At 73.4% G+C, this 13445-nt stretch carries 13 protein-coding genes; 9 read left to right on the top strand and 4 right to left on the bottom strand.

Translation table 11 applies throughout. The features are described from left to right. Positions 1-97: 97 nt before the first annotated feature. On the bottom strand, positions 98-772 hold the full coding sequence (phoU, locus tag OG946_RS14935; RefSeq protein WP_047016406.1) for a phosphate signaling complex protein PhoU: 675 nt from the start codon (positions 770-772) through the stop codon (positions 98-100). A 171-nt stretch (positions 773-943) separates the two neighbouring features. On the opposite strand from phoU, the gene OG946_RS14930 reads away from it, so the two are divergent. Continuing rightward, positions 944-2218: a sensor histidine kinase gene (locus tag OG946_RS14930; RefSeq protein ID WP_326796601.1), complete on the top strand. Its 1275-nt coding sequence runs from the start codon at positions 944-946 to the stop codon at positions 2216-2218. 88 nt (positions 2219-2306) lie between these two features. Continuing rightward, positions 2307-2987, top strand: coding sequence for a response regulator transcription factor (locus OG946_RS14925; protein ID WP_047016404.1), 681 nt, complete (start codon positions 2307-2309; stop codon positions 2985-2987). Positions 2988-3115: 128 nt separating this feature from the next. Here the strand turns inward: OG946_RS14925 and OG946_RS14920 are convergent, their stop codons facing one another. Then, positions 3116-3877 carry a hypothetical protein gene (locus OG946_RS14920; RefSeq protein ID WP_326796600.1) on the bottom strand — a complete coding sequence of 254 codons (762 nt, stop codon included), beginning with the start codon at positions 3875-3877 and terminating at the stop codon, positions 3116-3118. Positions 3878-4435: 558 nt separating this feature from the next. Here OG946_RS14920 and OG946_RS14915 point away from each other — a divergent pair. The 7 genes from OG946_RS14915 (at position 4436) to OG946_RS14885 (ending at position 12073) form a co-directional block, all read left to right on the top strand. Beyond that, positions 4436-4918 carry a CarD family transcriptional regulator gene (locus OG946_RS14915; protein WP_018836077.1) on the top strand — a complete coding sequence of 161 codons (483 nt, stop codon included), beginning with the start codon at positions 4436-4438 and terminating at the stop codon, positions 4916-4918. A 623-nt stretch (positions 4919-5541) separates the two neighbouring features. Next, positions 5542-6351, top strand: coding sequence for a 2-C-methyl-D-erythritol 4-phosphate cytidylyltransferase (gene ispD, locus OG946_RS14910; protein WP_047016402.1), 810 nt, complete (start codon positions 5542-5544; stop codon positions 6349-6351). Continuing rightward, a complete protein-coding gene (gene ispF, locus OG946_RS14905; RefSeq protein WP_326796599.1) occupies positions 6341-6913 on the top strand; it encodes a 2-C-methyl-D-erythritol 2,4-cyclodiphosphate synthase in 573 nt (190 codons plus the stop codon). The genes ispD and ispF overlap by 11 nt, the downstream gene beginning before the upstream one ends. Before the next feature lie 97 nt (positions 6914-7010). Further along, the gene (locus tag OG946_RS14900) at positions 7011-7424 is read left to right on the top strand and encodes a PPOX class F420-dependent oxidoreductase (protein ID WP_326796598.1); all 414 of its coding nucleotides are present in this window, start codon (positions 7011-7013) and stop codon (positions 7422-7424) included. A gap of 282 nt (positions 7425-7706) precedes the next feature. Then, positions 7707-9107 carry a cysteine--tRNA ligase gene (gene cysS / locus OG946_RS14895; protein WP_326796597.1) on the top strand — a complete coding sequence of 467 codons (1401 nt, stop codon included), beginning with the start codon at positions 7707-7709 and terminating at the stop codon, positions 9105-9107. 101 nt (positions 9108-9208) lie between these two features. Continuing rightward, positions 9209-10165, top strand: coding sequence for a 23S rRNA (guanosine(2251)-2'-O)-methyltransferase RlmB (gene rlmB / locus OG946_RS14890; RefSeq protein WP_326796596.1), 957 nt, complete (start codon positions 9209-9211; stop codon positions 10163-10165). Between the two features lie 198 nt (positions 10166-10363). Continuing rightward, positions 10364-12073, top strand: a complete 1710-nt coding sequence (locus OG946_RS14885; RefSeq protein ID WP_326800256.1) for a DoxX family protein — start codon at positions 10364-10366, stop codon at positions 12071-12073. Between the two features lie 126 nt (positions 12074-12199). On the opposite strand, the gene OG946_RS14880 is transcribed toward OG946_RS14885, so the two are convergent. Both OG946_RS14880 and OG946_RS14875 read right to left on the bottom strand, forming a co-directional pair. Beyond that, on the bottom strand, positions 12200-12919 hold the full coding sequence (locus OG946_RS14880; RefSeq protein WP_326796595.1) for a nucleotidyltransferase family protein: 720 nt from the start codon (positions 12917-12919) through the stop codon (positions 12200-12202). A 74-nt stretch (positions 12920-12993) separates the two neighbouring features. After that, positions 12994-13407 carry a hypothetical protein gene (locus OG946_RS14875; protein WP_326796594.1) on the bottom strand — a complete coding sequence of 138 codons (414 nt, stop codon included), beginning with the start codon at positions 13405-13407 and terminating at the stop codon, positions 12994-12996. Positions 13408-13445: the final 38 nt, after the last annotated feature.

The following is a 13445-nucleotide window of genomic DNA, read 5'->3' as shown; positions in this document are numbered from 1 at the left end:
GTCGTACGGCCGTACGCCCCGGAGGCCGCGCCCGGCGCGTGAGCCGCCGCCGAGCGCGCCCGGCGCGCGCGGGGGCCGTGCTCCCGCGCTCCGGTGGCTACGCCCCTTCGACGGGCGCGGCGCTCAGCTCGTCGGCGTGCTCGCCGGTCACCAGGTACACCACCCGGCCGGAGCAGGCCACGGCGTGATCGGCGAAGCGCTCGTAGTAGCGGCCGATCAGCGTCACGTCCACCGCGGTCTCGATGCCGTGCTTCCAGCGGTCGTCCATCAGGTGCTGGAAGATCTTGCGGTGCAGGTAGTCCATCCGGTCGTCGTCCTGCTCCAGCTCCAGAGCCAGGTCGACGTTCTTGGTGGTGACGACCTCCGCGGTCTTCGCCATCAGCCGCTGCGCGAGCTGCCCCATCTCCAGGACGGTGGCGTGCAGGTCGTCGGGGATGCAGCGGCCGGGGTAGCGCAGCCGGGCGAGCTTGGCGACGTGCTTGGCCAGGTCGCCGGCGCGCTCCAGGTCGGCGCTCATCCGCAGCGATGTCACCACGATGCGCAGGTCCGTGGCCACGGGCTGCTGCCGGGCGAGCAACTGGATGGCCCGCGTCTCCAGCTCGCGCTGCAGGTCGTCCACCTTCTCGTCGCCCGCGATCACGCTCTCGGCGAGCTGCAGGTCGGCGTCGAGCAGGGCTGCCGTGGCACGGCCCATGGCGGAGCCGACCAGCCGGGCCATGTCGACCAGGCCCTCGCCGATCGAGTCGAGCTCCTCGTGGTAAGAGTCGCGCATCCCAGTGTCCCGTCCATCCTCTTTGCCGATTTATGCAGCATCCACCATGCAGGGGACGATGCGCCACTTAGTGAATCGAGACCGACCTGAGAGTGAACTCTTGGCGACCAGTATTCGAGGTGGCACCCGGATGGCTGTGGAAGGGGTGTGCGACGTGCCTAACCTGGAGTCATGGACGTGAACGCGGCGGTCGCCGCGGCGGCAGCGATCGCCGGGCTGTGCACCGGCGTCATCGCCGTGCTCGCGTTCCGCTGGAGTGAGCGTGAGCAGGCCAGGCCCACGCGCACCTCGCTGCACACGGACGCGGTGCTGCCGCCCGGCGTGGACACCGTCCTGTCCGTCCTGCGCTCCTCCGCCGTCGTGCTCGACGAGGACGACGCCGTCGTCAAGGCCAGCTCCGCGGCGTACGCCCTGGGGCTGGTCCGCGGCGGCCGGCTGGCCGTGGAGCCGATGCTGGCCATGGCCCGCGACACCCGGCGTGACGGCGAGATACGGCAGGTGGAGCTGGACCTGCCCCGGCGCAGCGGCCGCGGCGAGGCGCTGGCGGTCTCCGCGCGCGTCGCCCCGCTCGGCTCCCGGCTCGTCCTGCTGCTCGTCGAGGACATGACCGAGGCCCGGCGCATCGAGGCCGTCCGCCGCGACTTCGTCGCGAACGTCAGCCACGAGCTGAAGACCCCGGTCGGCGCGCTGTCCCTGCTCTCCGAGGCGGTCATGGACGCCGCCGACGACCCCGAGGCCGTGGAGCGGTTCGCCGGCCGGATGCAGGGCGAGGCGACCCGGCTGACCAGCCTCGTACAGGAGCTGATCGACCTCTCCCGGGTGCAGAACGACGACCCGCTGGAGGACGCCGAGCCGGTACGGGCGGACGAGCTGGTCGGCGAGGCCATAGAGCGGTGCCGGCAGCAGGCCGGCGCCAAGCAGATAACCATCGCCACCGGCGGCACGGCCGGGCTCCACGTCTGGGGCAACCGCGGCCAGCTCGCCGCGGCCCTGGGCAACCTGGTGGAGAACGCCGTGAACTACAGCCCGGCCCGTACCAGGGTCGGCATCGCGGCCCGCCGGCTGCCCGCCCAGGGCGGCGACCTGATCGAGATCGCGGTCACCGACCAGGGCATCGGCATCTCCGAGAGAGACCGCGAGCGGGTTTTCGAGCGCTTCTACCGGGTCGACCCGGCGCGCTCGCGGGCCACCGGCGGGACCGGACTCGGTCTCGCCATCGTCAAGCACGTGGCCGCCTCGCACGGCGGGGAGGTCACGGTGTGGAGCGCTGAGGGCCAGGGCTCCACGTTCACCCTGCGGCTACCCGAAGCCGCACGTCCGAAGGCCGGCCGGCCCGACGCCGGCCGCAGCGGCGCTCTCATCGGCCCGGAGGACCTCGACGGCGAGGACCGGCTCCGGCTCGACGGGACCGACGCGTCAGACACAGCTCCGGAGGTCATTCCGTGACCCGCGTGCCCACCCCCCGGCGCGGCCCCACCCCCCGCCGCCCCGCCCCTCCCACTTCGTGCTGTCCGTCCCCCTCGGAGGTCAGAGCGTGACCCGGGTTCTCGTCGTCGAGGACGAAGAATCGTTCAGCGACGCACTGTCGTACATGCTCCGCAAGGAGGGCTTCGAGGTAGCCGTGGCCACCACGGGCCCCGAGGCGCTCGACGACTTCGACCGCAACGGCGCCGACCTGGTGCTGCTGGACCTCATGCTGCCGGGCCTGCCCGGCACCGAGGTGTGCCGCCAGTTGCGCGGCCGGTCCAACGTCCCGGTCATCATGGTGACCGCCAAGGACAGCGAGATCGACAAGGTCGTCGGGCTGGAAATAGGAGCCGACGACTACGTGACGAAACCCTTCTCCTCCCGGGAGCTGGTCGCCCGGATCCGCGCGGTCCTGCGCCGCCGCGGCGAACCGGAGGAGGCGGAACCGGCGGCCCTGGAGGTCGGCCCGGTCCGGATGGACGTCGACCGGCACGTGGTGACGGTCGCCGGCGACAAGGTCGACCTGCCGCTGAAGGAGTTCGACCTGCTGGAGATGCTGCTGCGCAACGCCGGCCGGGTGCTGACCCGGATGCAGCTCATCGACAGGGTCTGGGGCGCCGACTACGTCGGCGACACCAAGACCCTCGACGTCCACGTCAAGCGGCTGCGCGCGAAGATCGAGCCCGATCCGGGCGCGCCGCGGTATCTGGTGACGGTCCGCGGCCTGGGCTACAAGTTCGAGCCGTAGGCGGGCCGGTGCGGCGGGTGCGCGTGTGCGTCCGCCGTACGGAACGGATAGGGCACCCGGCCCCGGCGCGCGGCAGCGCCGGGGGGCCGGGGCCGTGACCGGGCTGCCGCGCGCCCGGGGCGTACCGCCTACTGCTCGGTGACCGGGCTCTCCGAGGACGTCGCGCCTTCGGTGCCGTCCGTGCCCTCGGTGGCGTTCTCCGTGGCGTCCGCGCCCGCGCCCGCGTCCGGCGAGGCGCCGTCGGTGGCGTCCGCGCCCTCGGCGCCGCCTTCCGCGCCCTCGGTGGCGTCCGTGCCGGTGCCGGTGCCGGTGCCCGTACCCGCGTCCTCGCCGGGCTCGGCGTCCGGGGAGGACGTCCCGGTCTCCACCGGGGTCGGCGTCGGGGTCGCGGCCCAGGGCGCGTACTCGCCGTCGTCGGCGACGATGAACGCGGCGAGGCGTACCTCGCCCTCCTGGCTGAACTCGAACGCGAGCTTCTTCGTCGCACCGTGCCCGGCGTCGTGCCCGTCGGGCAGCACCGCCGAGGCGTGGCCCTCGCCGCCCAGCATCACCGAGCCGCCCGCCGGCACCACCACGCCGCCGCGGCCGTTCTTGCCGGACAGCTCCAGCTCCTGGCCCCCGTCCGCGAGCGTCAGCCGCTCCAGCGTCTGGTCCCGGTCGCCGTTGTTGAAGATCCGGGCGGAGACCGCGGCAGGACCGTCGGCCTCGTCCGCCGGGGTGATGACCACCGCGTTCTGGATCTTGATGCTGCCGGCGGTGACCCGCGCGTTGTCGGGGTTGATCTTCAGGGTCTCGGCGTTGTTGCCCGCCCCGCACGCGGTGAGGGCGGCGAGCGAGAGAGCGAGGGCGGTCGCGGCGAGCGTGCCGCGTCGAATGCTGCTGCTGCTCACGGCGGCGGCATCTCCTTGGACGTGAGGGCCGGTTCGGCTCGGGTGCGGTGACGGTGGTGCTGGGGGGAACAGTACCGACCCCCTTCTGGGGGCACGGACCCGACCCGCCCTCTCGCGGCCCGGCGCGCCTTCGCTCACCTCCGGCGTACGGCCGTGCTAATGCCCGGCAATATCCGCGCGGGAAGGGGTGTTGGGAAGAAGGGGGGAACACCGGCGGAGGGAGAACGGGGATATCGATCACAGCACGCGTGATCAATTCAGGGAATCCGACCGGATTCGTTCGTGATCGGCCGAACGGAGCAGCACGACTTCACCGGCCGACTCCGACAAATCGGGACGATCGTCGCCCTGTCGAACCTTCCGGCGGCAGGTAACCTTCGCGTTTCGGGTTTCCGGTAGGGGCGGTCCGACCTGCGGAAACCATGATTCCGGCGGCGGGCGAAGCACGTTCCAGGGTCGATTGTCAAGCCCCGAGACGGGCCCTGACCTGCGAAAACGCCATTCAGAAGCGGCCTGCGCCGTGTTACCCTGGATAGCCACGGAAGGGGTACCTGTCACATGACGTTCAAGGTTGGCGACACCGTGGTCTATCCCCATCACGGGGCCGCGCTGATCGAGGCGATCGAAACTCGCCAGATCAAAGGTGTGGACAAGACCTACTTGGTGCTGAAAGTCGCGCAGGGCGACTTGACGGTGCGCGTGCCGGCGGACAATGCCGAGTTCGTCGGGGTACGCGATGTGGTTGGCCAGGAAGGGTTGGAGCGGGTCTTCGAGGTGCTGCGTGCACCGTATGCGGAAGAGCCCACCAACTGGTCCCGGCGGTACAAGGCGAACCTGGAGAAGCTCGCTTCGGGTGACGTGATCAAGGTCGCGGAGGTCGTCCGGGATCTCTGGCGCCGGGAGCGCGAGCGCGGTCTCTCCGCCGGAGAGAAGCGGATGCTCGCCAAGGCCCGCCAGATCCTGGTGAGCGAGCTGGCGCTGTGTGAGAGCACGAACGAGGACAAGGCGGAAGCGCTGCTCGACGAGGTGCTGGCGTCCTGAACGGCGCCTGACCGCGCCTCACGTCACGTCGGCGGTGCCCCGTGGGCACCGTGGCCGTGACGGCTGCGGCATCGCCCGGTTTCCGGGTGCCGTCGCGGCTGCCCGGTGGGGTGGTCATGGCTCTGTTCGGCGTCGGCTCCGGCGGTGCCGTCGTCTCGGCATCGGTACGGTGCCGGGCTGTCCGGCTCCGGCCGTTCGCCGGCGTTCGTCGGTCGCGTGTGCCGTCACGCACGCGCTCTCCGTCGATCCGCCGAATCCCGGTGTCGCTCCGGCTGCCGCTGCGGTACACCGGCGTGCCGCGCTGCCCGGTCACGTCCCTCGTGGTCCGTCCGTTTGTCCCCGCTCGTCCTTTCACGTCCGTCCGACGGCCTGAAAGCGTGCCGGGTTTCGGGGGGCAGCCGTAGGCTCCCGCGCCGCGCGTGCGTATGCTCGCGTGCGGCGCGCCGGGCCGACGGCTGTCCCGCTTTCATGTGGACAACCGTGCCGGGCCCGGGTAGCTGCTGCGACCATGTGCGTCACGGAAGGGGGTCGTCAGCGAGCTCCGCGGTGGGGGCACGAAGCACGTGCCCGGCACGCTTTTGGCCATACCCATGTCGTCCAAGGACACAAACCTGAACACCGCAATGTCTCCGTCAGGCACGTCCGACTCGCCCGCCGCGTCCGTACGGACCCGGCCCGGCCACTCGGACCCGTCAGGTCCGTACAGATGCGCCGCGGTGATCCCCGCCGCCGGCCGCGGAGTACGGCTCGGCCCGGGCGCGCCCAAGGCCCTGCGCGCCCTCGGCGGTACGCCGATGCTCGTGCACGCCGTACGCGCCCTCTCCCGCGCCCGCGCGGTGTCCCTCGTGGTCGTCGTCGGCCCGCCCGGTGAGGCGGCGCAGGTGCGCACCCTGCTCGACGACCACCTGGAGCACCTCGACTCGACCGAGATCGTCGTCGTCCCCGGCGGTGACACCCGCCAGGACTCCGTACGCCTCGGGCTGGCCGCGCTCCCCGACGACGTCGACGTCGTGCTCGTGCACGACGCCGCCCGCCCGCTGGTCCCGGTGGACACCGTGGAGGCCGTCGCCGCCGCGGTACGGGCCGGGGCGCCCGCCGTCGTACCGGCGCTGCCCGTCACCGACACCGTCAAGCAGGTCGTGCCCGGCGGCGAGCCGGGCCGCCCGGAGCCGGTCGTCGCCACCCCCGAGCGGGCCGCGCTGCGCGCGGTGCAGACCCCGCAGGGCTTCGACCGCCGGGTGCTCACCGAGGCCCACGAGAAGGTGCCCGCCGCCGGCGAGGGCGCCACGGACGACGCCGGGATGGTCGAGCGGCTGGGAGTCGAGGTCGTGCTCGTACCCGGGCACGAGGAGGCGTTCAAGGTGACGCGGCCGCTGGACATGGTGCTGGCCGAGGCCGTACTGGCGCGCAGGAGGGCGACGGATGCCTTCTGACGCGAGCGGTCCTGCCGGCGTGGCCGGGCCTGCGGGCGTGGCCGGTGCCGCTGCGGAGGGCGGTACGGCCGGTGCGTACGGCGTGCTGCCGCGCATCGGCGTCGGCACCGACGTGCACGCCTTCGCGGAGGGCCGCGAGCTGTGGTGCGCGGGCCTGCTCTGGGAGGGCGAGAGCCACGGCCTCGACGGCCACTCCGACGGCGACGTCGCCGCGCACGCCGCCTGCGACGCGCTCTTCTCCGCGGCCGGCCTCGGTGACCTGGGCGCGCACTTCGGCACCGGCCGCCCGGAGTGGTCCGGCGCCGCGGGCGTCGCGCTGCTGGGCGAGGCGGCCCGTATCGTACGGGCGTCCGGCTTCCACATCGGCAACGTCGCGATCCAGGTGATCGGCGTCCGGCCGAAGATCGGCAAGCGGCGGGCGGAGGCCCAGGAGGCGCTGTCGGCCGCGGCCGGGGCGCCGGTGTCGGTCTCCGGCACGACGACCGACGGCCTCGGGCTCACCGGCCGGGGCGAGGGCCTGGCGGCGATCGCCACCGCGCTCCTCCTGCCGCCGACCGGGTGACGCGGGCTCCGCGCTCCCGCGCGGAAGGTCCGCGGCGGGTTGGTTGTTGGGTACGCAGGTAGTGCCATACGTGCGTGAAACCCGAGGAGTTCCCACCATGTCTGTCGCCCTCCCCGCCAACCTCAAGCAGGTACTCGACGGCCAGGTCTTCATCACGGTCGCCACCGTGCAGCCCGACGGCGCCCCCCAGGCATCGCCCGTCTGGGTGAAGCGGGACGGCGACGACCTGCTCTTCTCCACCACCGCCGAGCGCGTCAAGGCCCGTAACCTGAACCGCGATCCGCGGATCAGCGTCGTCGTGATCGACCCGGCGGCCCCGTACAACTACGCCCAGGTGCGCGGCACCGCCAGCGTCAGCACGGAGGGCGCCCGCGAGCTGATCGACGAACTGTCGGTGAAGTACACGGGCAAGGACTACGACACCTTCAGCGGCGGCCACGGCGGGGACGGTACGCGGGTGGTCGTGCGCGTCACCCCGGAGACGATCTCGGGCCAGGGAAACCTGCACTGAGCGAGGCCGCGGCGGCGTGGGGCGGCAGGCCGCCCCACGCCCGGTCGTCAGTGGGGCGGCCTACCCTGGGGCGGGTGTGCGGGGGACACGCTGGGGGCGTGGACCGCGGTCGCGCGGGCTCCGGTGTCGGTGGCCCGGCCTACCCTGGGGCGGGTGCGCGGGGAGGTCAGGGGAGGGACGTTCGGGGGGAGTCGTGCGGGAGGCCGCCCCGGGGCGGGGTTTCGGTGCGCCTATACGCGGGCTGCGGCCCTCGGGGTGTCCCCGTCCTACTACCCTTGAGGGGTGACCATTCGCCTGTACGACACCAGCACCCGGCAGATCCGTGACTTCACCCCGATCGTCCCGGGTTGCGTCTCGATCTACCTGTGCGGCGCCACCGTGCAGGCCGCCCCGCACATCGGCCACATCCGGTCCGGGCTCAACTTCGACATCCTGCGCCGCTGGCTGCTCCACCGCGGCTACGACGTGACGTTCATCCGCAACGTCACCGACATCGACGACAAGATCATCTCCAAGTCCGCGGACCAGGGCCGCCCCTGGTGGGCCATCGGGTACGAGAACGAGCGCGCCTTCAACGACGGTTACGGGGCGCTCGGCTGCCTCCCGCCCACGTACGAGCCGCGGGCCACCGGGCACGTGCCCGAGATGATCGAGATGATGCGCGCCCTCATCGAGTCCGGGCACGCCTACGCCGCCGACGGGAACGTCTACTTCGACGTGCGCTCGTACCCCGACTACCTCGCCCTGTCCAACCAGGAGCTGGACAACCTCCGCCAGCCCGAGGGCGAGGGCGAGACCGGCAAGCGCGACCAGCGGGACTTCGCCATGTGGAAGGCCGCCAAGCCCGGCGAGCCGTCCTGGGAGACCCCCTGGGGCCGCGGGCGGCCCGGCTGGCACCTGGAGTGCTCGGCGATGGCCCACAAGTACCTGGGCTCCCGCTTCGACATCCACGGCGGCGGCATCGACCTCGTCTTCCCGCACCACGAGAACGAGATCGCGCAGTCCAAGACCTTCGGCGACGAGTTCGCCGACTACTGGCTGCACAACGCCTGGGTGACCATGAGCGGCGAGAAGATGAGCAAGTCGCTCGGCAACTCGGTGCTCATCTCCGAGATGGTCAAGCGCTGGCGCCCCATCGTCCTGCGCTACTACCTGGGCACGCCGCACTACCGCTCCACCATCGAGTACAGCGAGGAGGCCCTGCGCGAGGCCGAGTCGGCGTTCGCGCGCATCGAGGGCTTCGTGCAGCGTGTAGCCGAAAAGGCCGGGGGGCCCGTCGCGCCGGCCGCCGACGTGCCGCCCGCGTTCGCCGAGGCGATGGACGACGACCTCGGGGTGCCGCAGGCCCTGGCCGTCGTGCACACCACGGTCCGGCAGGGCAACGCCGCCCTGTCCGCCGACGACAAGGAAGCAGCCGTCGCCCGCCTCGCCGAGGTACGCGCCATGCTGGGCGTGCTCGGCCTCGACCCGCTCGACCCGCAGTGGACGGGGGCCGGTGACGCCGGCCGCGGCGCGGATCTGCACGGGGCCGTCGACACCCTCGTCCGGCTGGTGCTGGAGCAGCGCGAGGCGGCGCGGGCGCGCAAGGACTACGCCGCCGCGGACGCCATCCGCGACCAGCTCCAGCAGTCGGGCCTCGCCATCGAGGACACCCCGGAGGGGCCGCGCTGGACGCTCTGCTGACCGGCGGAGCAGGGCGTACGAGCCCCGTGGTGCCGCCCGGCGGACCGGGCGGCACACTCATGACGTAGAGAACGACGATCGCAGAAGCAGGTGGAAGCCCCATGGCCGGGAACAGTCAGCGCCGAGGCCGCAGAACGGCGAGCAAGAAGGGCGCGACCAAGGGCAGCGGCGGCAAGGGCCGCCGGTCCCTCCAGGGCAAGGGCCCCACGCCGCCCGCCGACCAGCGTCCCGGGCACGCCAAGCAGCGCGCCGCCAACGCGCGCTCGAAGAGAGCCGCCACGGCCCGCCCGGCCGCGAAGCGCCGGGGCGGGAAGGGCAGCAGCGAGCTGGTCGTCGGGCGCAACTCGGTGTACGAGGCGCTGCGCGACGGCGTGCCCGCCACGACGCTGTACGTCCAGCAGTACGTCGACAGCGACGACCGGGTGCGCGCCGCCCTCCAGCTCGCCGGCGACCGCGGCGACGTCCACCTCATGGAGGCGCCGCGCCCCGAGCTGGACCGGATGACGGACGGCCTGAACCACCAGGGCCTGGTCCTCCAGGTCCCGCCGTACGAGTACGCCCACCCCGACGACCTCCTCGACGCCGCCGCGGAGGAGGCCGAGGACCTGCTGGCCGTCGCCCTCGACGGGGTCACCGACCCGCGCAACCTCGGCGCCGTGGTCCGCTCCGTCTCCGCCTTCGGCGGCCACGGCGTCGTCATCCCGGAGCGCCGGGCGGCGGGCATGACCGCGGGCGCGTGGAAGTCCTCCGCGGGCACGGCGGCGCGCACCCCGGTGGCGCGGGCGACGAACCTGACGCGCGCGCTGGAGGCGTACCAGAAGGCCGGCGTGATGGTCGTCGGGCTCGCCGCCGACGGCGAGGTCGAGCTGCCGGATCTGGACCTGCTGGACGGCCCGGTGTGCATCGTGGTCGGCAGCGAGGGCAAGGGCCTGTCGCGGCTGGTGGGGGAGACGTGCGACGTACGGGTACGGATCCCGATGCCCGGCGGCGCGGAGTCGCTGAACGCGGGCGTCGCGGCCGGTGTGGTGCTGTACGAAACGGCGCGCCGGAGGGCGTGAACGCCGTACGGGACGTGGCGCGGCGAATCGGAACGAGCCCCTGCGAACGGTGTGTTTGACCGGCCTCCGACACAAAAGGGTTGGGTCAGGCAGTGTCTTCACGGCGCGTCACTCGGTTAGTGGAGCGTGGACACCAGAACACGGCCCACCCCCACGGGTGGTAGCGCCCAGGAACCCGAGGACACCGGCCGGCTGACGATGGTGCGGGTGCCGAGCGAGCCCACCCGGATCAACGTCGACAACCCCAGTTTCCGGGTGCGGCTCGGGCCCTCGTCCCGCCGCACGCTCGCCGCGGCGGGAGCGCCGCTGTACGGGGGCGGCGGGTACGAGCCCGCCCTCGTCGGCGCGGGCGTGGGCGCGAGGGCCGTAGGCGCCGGGGCCGGGCGGCGGCGGGTGCCCGTGGTGTGGACCGGGCGCGTGGACGACACCGCCGCCGGGCGGCTGCTCCAGGCCATCCCCCGGGGCGGCGCGGGACCGCACCCCGCGGGCGGCTCCGACGCGGCGTCGACGCAGCTCCTGCCCCGCTACGACGGCGCCACGCAGGTGCTCCCGCCCATGGACGACGCCACCCACCGGCTGCCCCGCATCGACGGCTCCGGCCTGCCGCCGGGGACGGCCGGCGACGCGACGCAGGTGATCCCGCGCATCCCGGAGCCCTCCGGCCCGTACGGGACCGGCCACCCCGGGGCGTACGGCCCGGGGGATGGCCCGTACGACGACGGGCAGGGCGGCCACGACGGGCCGTACGACCTCTACGCCGAGCCGGGCGGAGCCGGAGCCGACCCCGACGCCGATCCCGACGACGGCCGCCGCACCCAGCGCCACGGCGCCGACCCCGTACGGCACGCCTACTACCCCGGGCGCCGGATGAACCTCGGCGTCGTCCTGCTCCCCCTGCGCATCGTCCTCGGCCTCGTCTCCCTCTATGCCGGCATGGGCAAGCTCAGCGACCCGATGTTCTTCGAGGGCGGCGAGCACGGCTCGATGCGGAGCTGGCTGGAGCGGATGGACCCGTGGTTCATCGCCAGGCCGCTCTACGACTTCGGGCTCGCGCACCCCGTCGGCACCGGGCTGACGGTGGCCTTCCTCCAGATCATCGTCGGCGTGCTGACGATCTGCGGGCTGTGGCAGCGGCTCGCGGCGGCCATCGGCGGGCTGCTCGCGCTCGGGCTGCTGGTGACGGTGGCGTGGCAGACGTCCTCCGCGTACGACGCGACGGACGCCCTGTTCCTCGCCGCCTGGTCCCCGCTCGTGATCGCCGGCGCCCCCGTGTACTCCCTCGACGCCCGGCTCGCCGGTGAGGCGTGGCGGACGCTGGGGCCGCGCTCGGAGCTGTGGGAGCTGCGCCGCCGGGTGCTGCGCCGCGGGACGGTGCTGGCCACGGTGATCGTGGGGCTCGCGCTGCTGGTCGGGTCGATGCTGGGGGCGGCCGTGCGGTCGTCGAGCACGGTACGGGTACCGGGCCCCGACGAGCCGCCGGTCAACCACCTGCCGGGCACCCCGCTGCCCGCCACGCCGGGCGGCAAGGCCCGGGGCGGCAACGCGGGTTCGGCGACCCCGTCGCAGGAGGGTTCCGCGGAGCCGGGCGGCGAGGCGTCCTCCCCCGGTGCGGCGGGCGAGCCGGGTACGGAGAAGGCGGGCCCGGCGACGGAGTCGGGCAGCGTTCCCCCGGAGCAGCAGCCGGCGGCGCCCCCGGCGTCGCAGCAGGCGCCGCCCCCGTCCGCCGAGAACCCGGCGCCGCCGCCCTCCGGCACGGGTTCCGGCACGGACCCGGCACCGGGCGCGGGCGCGCCGGAGTCGGGTGCCGACGGTACGGGGAGCACGGGCGGTGGCTCGCCTGGCGGCGGGTCTACGGGCGGCGGCGGCGAGGAGAAGCCGAAGGGCCTGGTCGGCGGGCTGCTGGGGTAGCCGCGGACCTGCGGGCCTGCGCCGTCCTCCGCGATACGGAGGTGGGTCCCGGCCCGTACGCGTACGGGGAACGGAGCGGGGCGGCAGCAGGCTCGTACCGTACGAGCACGGGCCCTGCCCCCGCACCTACCCCCGGCGCAGTTCCTTCGCCGCTTCCGTCAGGTCCTTCGCCGTGTCGATGGCCCGCCAGTACGCCCCCTGCGGCAGCGGGAAGCCCGCCAGCCGGCGCTCCCGCGCCAGCCGCGGGAACGTCGTGCGCTCGTGGTCGCCGCGTTCCGGCAGCAGGTCGCGGAAGGCGGCGGAGAAGACGTACACACCCGCGTTGATCAGGTACGGCGACGGCGGCGCCTCGATGAAGTCGATGACGTGCCCGAACTGGTCCGTCTCCACCGCGCCCCACGGCATGTGCGGCCGCGCCAGCGCCAGCGTGGCGTCCGCGCCCCGCTCCTGGTGGAACGCGGCCATTGCGGCCAGCGAGAACCGGGTCCAGATGTCGCCGTTCGTCGCGTACCACGGCTCGTCGGGCCGCGGCAGCGACGCAGCCGCGAACTTCAGCCCGCCGCCGCGCCCCAGCGGCTCCTTCTCGACCACGCAGCTCACCTTCAGCGGCAGCTCCGTGGCGTCCAGCCAGTCCATCAGCACCTCGGCGAGATGCCCGCAGGACACCACCGCGTCGGTGACGCCCTCGGCCGCCAGCCACGCCAGTTGGTGCCCGATGATGGGCACGCCGGTGCCGGGGATCTCGACCATCGGCTTGGGGCGGTCGTCCGTGTACGGACGGAGCCGTGACCCCTGCCCCCCGGCAAGGACCACGGCTTGAGTGGGTAGTGCTGCGGCTGCGGTCATACCCCGCACCCTAACCGGCCGGTAGCAAGGGCCCGCGGGTGCGGGGCCCTTGCTACCGGCCGGTGGGGGACGCCCTACTGGGCCGTGACGACCCCGGACGCGAACGCGGTGTCGCACACCGGGCGCGAGAACGACTGCGCGCGGGGGACCCCGTACTTGGCGACCGCCGCCTCGCCCAGCGCGCGGGCGATGCCGACGCAGTGCCGCGCGAGCGACGGCCGGGCGTGCACCTCGCGCTGCAACTGCGTGAGCGCGGCACCCGGGTCCTTCTCCTGCAACTCGGCGATCAGCCGGTCCCGTAGCACCTCATGCGGGGCGCGGGCGCCGGACTTGGCCGTGGCGCTCTCCGCGGAGGCGCTGAGCATCCGGGCGTCGGTCGAGGGCGATGCCCAGGGGACGGTGGCGACCGCGAGCGTACCCGACAGCACGAGTACGACGGGGAGGACGAATGCGATGGTTCTGCCGATACGGCGGGCTGCCTGTTTCACGAGGGCGATCGTAGCGACCGGTAGCGATGAGGCGACAT

The sequence above is a fragment of the Streptomyces sp. NBC_01808 genome (assembly GCF_035917395.1).
Lineage (GTDB): Bacteria > Actinomycetota > Actinomycetes > Streptomycetales > Streptomycetaceae > Streptomyces.
The sequence above is the reverse complement of the archived record's forward strand: the minus strand, read 5'-3'. Positions and strand labels throughout refer to the sequence as shown.

What these genes read in the sequence shown, in the direction of transcription:
- OG946_RS14880 (WP_326796595.1), bottom strand. Translation starts at nt 12,919, where the DNA reads ATGACCGCAGCCGCAGCACTACCCACTCAAGCCGTGGTCCTTGCCGGG.
- OG946_RS14900 (WP_326796598.1), top strand. Translation starts at nt 7,011, where the DNA reads ATGTCTGTCGCCCTCCCCGCCAACCTCAAGCAGGTACTCGACGGCCAG.
- ispD (WP_047016402.1), top strand. Translation starts at nt 5,542, where the DNA reads ATGTCTCCGTCAGGCACGTCCGACTCGCCCGCCGCGTCCGTACGGACC.
- ispF (WP_326796599.1), top strand. Translation starts at nt 6,341, where the DNA reads ATGCCTTCTGACGCGAGCGGTCCTGCCGGCGTGGCCGGGCCTGCGGGC.
- OG946_RS14915 (WP_018836077.1), top strand. Translation starts at nt 4,436, where the DNA reads ATGACGTTCAAGGTTGGCGACACCGTGGTCTATCCCCATCACGGGGCC.
- OG946_RS14930 (WP_326796601.1), top strand. Translation starts at nt 944, where the DNA reads ATGGACGTGAACGCGGCGGTCGCCGCGGCGGCAGCGATCGCCGGGCTG.
- phoU (WP_047016406.1), bottom strand. Translation starts at nt 772, where the DNA reads ATGCGCGACTCTTACCACGAGGAGCTCGACTCGATCGGCGAGGGCCTG.
- OG946_RS14885 (WP_326800256.1), top strand. Translation starts at nt 10,364, where the DNA reads ATGGTGCGGGTGCCGAGCGAGCCCACCCGGATCAACGTCGACAACCCC.
- rlmB (WP_326796596.1), top strand. Translation starts at nt 9,209, where the DNA reads ATGGCCGGGAACAGTCAGCGCCGAGGCCGCAGAACGGCGAGCAAGAAG.